We start from the raw sequence: 2,801 nt of genomic DNA on the forward strand, positions 1-2,801 counted from the left end.
TAAAGGGATGAAATTTTTGGAAGAATTTACAACTAGATCCGAATTATCCATATTTTAAAAACTGCATACAACATTGTTTACGCAGCATTCCCGCCTGCCGGACGGGCAGAAAAACGACTGCTTAAACTAACCGTTAGGCACAATTTTTGTCATATACATGAAAAACAGGTCTATGCTTAAAGTCACTTTTATACTCATATTTGGAATATTAACTTCTTGCAACTCAGATGACAAGGCCATAAGCCTGGATGACAATACCTCAATCCCCAATGAAGATAATTCACCTAACCTACCAAATGGTGGAAGTGATGAAAACATTGAGCTTTTCTATTATAGCAAGAGAAATGGTGTGAATAACATCTACAAATCTGACTTAAATGGTAATGAAACCTCAATAATAGTTGACTCAAATAATCATGATTGGTGGATAAGGGTTTCACCCAATAAACAAACAATACTTTGGTACAAATCTCCACTCAATGTTTCATCAGATAATGAATTTAACAATTATGAACAAGCCGCTTTATGGATGGCGAACTTAGATGGCTCAAACCCACGAAAAGTGATTGACCTTGACGATTACAAGTGGTCCGCACAGGGCGTAGCCGATTGGTCGCCAGACGGCACGGAATTGGTTATGGCTGCCAAAGAACAAAATAATTGGGGTATTTATATCACGGATCAAAACGGTCAAAATCCTGTTCGAATCAGTCAGGATACGAATGTGGATTACGCGGACCCGAGCTGGTCTCCAGATGGCCAAAAAATTGTGTTCAGTAAATTTGTTGGTCTAAATCTAGAAGTACATGTGATGAATATGGATGGGACCGATGAAATTCAACTTACGAATGATGATGCCTTTCAAAATTATGATCCTTATTGGTCGCCAGATGGCAAGGAAATAGCTTTTGAGAGTAAATGGACCATTCTGGACTGCTTCTTATTGGGAAAATGGGCTATTAGGAAATACAATTTCGATACGCAACAAACAACCGATGTCATTAAAGATGACAATAGAAATGGACTTGCAAGATGGACTAATAATTCGGAAAATATATATTTCAGTATTTCCGTTTGCGGTGACTTTGCCAGAATAGGGAGAATAAATCGAGATGGTGGAGATGTAGAAATCATTTTAGAAGATTCAACTTTCCCCTATTATGATTGTGATTTAGTTGAATGAATAAACTGGGCCTGACAATATCTATAATTGAGTCTTGCCTTTTAGAAAACCGGAAATTTACTACCTTTAAATCGCTCGATTTCTTTAACCGATTTTACTAGTGTAAATTCCAGACCGAAATCATTTCCCGACCGTTATATGCAATTTGAAAACCAATGAATGAATTACAGATAAAAACAAATCCAGAAGTTGAAATGGTATTTAACAATTATCCTGATTCCATTCGGAATAAAGTGTTGTCCTTGCGAAATTTGGTTATAGAAACAGCCTCTGAAATTGACGGAATTACAGAACTGGAAGAAACACTCAAATGGGGAGAGCCCAGTTATTTGACTAAAAGTGGAAGTACGCTCAGAATGGACTGGAAGTCAAAAAAGCCTGATCAATATGCCTTGTACTTTAAATGCACAAGTCGACTGGTAGAAACTTTTAAGCTGATTTTTAAAGACAATTTTACCTATGAAGGGAATAGGGCAATTGTTTTTAGAATGCAAGACAAAATTCCAAAAGCTTATTTAAAACAGTGTATTAAAGCGGCACTGACCTATCATAAGGTTAAACATTTGCCAACATTAGGAATATGAAAATATAAAACTGCATACAACACTGTCTCCTATGAAAAGCCCTGGTCCATCCTGATAGCTTCTCCTTCGTATTACTATGGAGAAGGAGCTATCGGGACTCTAAAGTTAAAAAAATTTTCTTTTTTACTTAAACCACCTTTTTTTGCTTTTAATATAACTTGCTCCGCATCCTATTATGTGATCCATCTGTAAGAGGTCACCAGCATCTGTATGATTATACCTGCCTGCCGGCAGGCAGGAGCTATAATAGACTCCGCCACTTGCTATAAATGAAGGATTCTTCAATTGGTCCAATTTCAAATCCTACCATTTGTATTTTCAGTGCGAGTTGTTCTCAGGAACAGCGAAGCTATCTCCTGGTGAGGCTACTATCTTCTTAATTAGCTCACAAATTCCAAAATCTTAAGTATATTAGTAAGCAAGGAGTAGTCTGGTAAGGACAGGCTGCTCAAATCTCCTATGCAGCTTTATATGGTTATTAAAGAAACTGAATACTGTGTTAAGGAATAGTATCTATTTCAAGCTTTCCGGCAACAAATAAGAATGAAACTGAACAAAACCAAACAAAAACTATTAGACGAAACCTATAATACCGTAATACAGGTTTGTTTGTTAGAAAGCCCCCTTGAAGAACTTGCGCCTTTACTGGCTGAGGATGTTATGAATTTTGGTGCTGGCAAAAAAGAGCGAACGCAAACAAAAGCAGCCTTCTTAAAACAAATAAAAAACCAAAAAGAACTGGCCAAGGGTATAAAAATGGACTTTGCGTTTACACCGGTTCTGCGCAAAATTATGAACGAGGGGAATGGCGCCATTTATACAGACGATATTGTAAATACCGTTTGGGTAAAGAACGTAAAAAACGAACTTAAATTCCGCCTTAGTTTTATATTTGAATACCTTGAAGGCAAATGGTTTCTGGTCCATTCCCATACTTCCACACCTGACCCTCAACGTACCGATGATGAAGTATGGCCGATAGAGGATCTGAAAAAAAGAACTGCATTCCTCGAAAAAAGCCTGGAGGAAAAAAT

At 37.3% G+C, this 2,801-nt stretch carries 3 protein-coding genes; all 3 read left to right on the plus strand.

Translation table 11 applies throughout. The annotated features are described in order from the left end of the window. Positions 1-172 precede the first annotated feature (172 nt). Positions 173-1,183: a hypothetical protein gene (locus Q0X66_RS15665; RefSeq protein ID WP_297708028.1), complete on the plus strand. Its 1,011-nt coding sequence runs from the start codon at positions 173-175 to the stop codon at positions 1,181-1,183. Between the two features lie 155 nt (positions 1,184-1,338). Beyond that, a complete protein-coding gene (locus Q0X66_RS15670) occupies positions 1,339-1,767 on the plus strand; it encodes a DUF1801 domain-containing protein (protein WP_297708030.1) in 429 nt (142 codons plus the stop codon). A gap of 543 nt (positions 1,768-2,310) precedes the next feature. Continuing rightward, positions 2,311-2,801: nuclear transport factor 2 family protein (locus Q0X66_RS15675; RefSeq protein ID WP_297708032.1), on the plus strand; the 491-nt coding region annotated here is incomplete at its 3' end.

The organism is uncultured Eudoraea sp. (genome assembly GCF_947260015.1).
GTDB lineage: Bacteria > Bacteroidota > Bacteroidia > Flavobacteriales > Flavobacteriaceae > Eudoraea.

What these genes read in the sequence shown, in the direction of transcription:
- Q0X66_RS15665 (WP_297708028.1), top strand. Translation starts at nt 173, where the DNA reads ATGCTTAAAGTCACTTTTATACTCATATTTGGAATATTAACTTCTTGC.
- Q0X66_RS15670 (WP_297708030.1), top strand. Translation starts at nt 1,339, where the DNA reads ATGAATGAATTACAGATAAAAACAAATCCAGAAGTTGAAATGGTATTT.